Below are 1,280 nucleotides of genomic sequence, written 5' to 3'. Positions count from 1 at the left end.
GACACCCGCCGGTGGGGACAGGAGTTCCGCCGGGGCAACCCCGACTACCAGACCGATGAGCGCTGGTGGCAGGCGGTCGAGGACCACGAGGCGGCCAAGAGCAGGGGCAAGAACACCAAGGCGGCCGCCTCCACCCCAGGGAGGCCCGACGAGGCAGCGGTGAGGGAAGCGCTCGGCTTCAACGGAGCGGACTTCGCCGAGCCGACCACTCCCGCGAACGAGACGGGCGGGGCCAAGCTCGGCACGGAGGCGGAATCGCCGAAGGATGGTGGCGCGTCCAATTCCTCCGCGCCGGCCTCGGAGCAGCGTCCGGAGACCAGGCACGAGCGCGTTACGCGATACGTGGAGAACTCCACCACCTACCCGGCACTCAGCCGCTCCTTCGGTCACCCGCGCGTCGGCTTCGTCGAGGTCGAGACACGTCAGCTGACGGCGGGCGGCCTGGTTGACGAGAACCTGCATCGCACGCCCGTCCTGCTCGACCAGCGCTCCGGCAACAGCCTCGTGGCCTTCCTCGACCTCGACCACGCGATCTTCCAGAAGTTCGGCGCTGACCCGGCGGACCTCCTGCTCGCCGAGGTCGCCGTGCTGCTCAGGGTGCGGGCGGAGACGGAGTGGAGCCACTCCGAACTCATCGCGGCGATCCGTGCCGAGTCGCTGCCCGCCACCGCCCTGGACGCCCAATTGATCAGCGCCGAGGCGCAGGAACTCCTGGCCGAGATCCGTCACCGCATGGTGACGGAGCTGGACCGCACCGGCGAGGCAGAGAAGGCGTATCACTTCCTTTCGCCGGACGAACTCACGGCGACCGAGCACGCCATGATCGCCAACGGCAAGGTGACCCGCACTGTCGACCTCGGTACGAGCGGTGAGTTCCTGCTTCATGTGCCGGCGCTGTTCCTGGTCCGTCTCGTCGAGTCGCTGCCGTCGGCGTTCATGGACAACCGCGTCTTCCAGGGGGTCTACGAGGGCGTCGCGTCCGCTTCCGCGCGTCGACTCAGCCTGGCCCGCACGGTCGGCTACCTCTCCGACGTGGCCACCCAGGCGACCTTCGCGGGGGCAAGTCTTCCGAATCAGTTGCTGCGCACGAGACTGAGTATCCGCCTGCTGGCCGACGACCTCGCGGAGGAGAAGTGAGCGCCGTCTTCCTCGCGGCGGAGGAGTTGTTGAGGGGAGGGCCGGCAGGTCTCACGCACGCCACCGAGCGGGCCCTCTGGCACCTCGGCTTCAACGACGTGCGTGTCATCGACGGCGCGGGGGACCACGGCGCGGACCTCTTG

At 69.0% G+C, this 1,280-nt stretch carries 1 pseudogene; it reads left to right on the top strand.

Annotated features, from left to right (window positions below):
• Positions 1-1,137, top strand: a pseudogene (locus tag ACZ5CR_RS45735) (ATP-binding protein); the annotation flags it as partial.
• Between the last annotated feature and the right edge of the window lie 143 nt (positions 1,138-1,280).

Source organism: Streptomyces sp. NPDC031274, from assembly GCF_055570235.1.
This window is presented reverse-complemented; position numbering and strand designations above follow the sequence as displayed.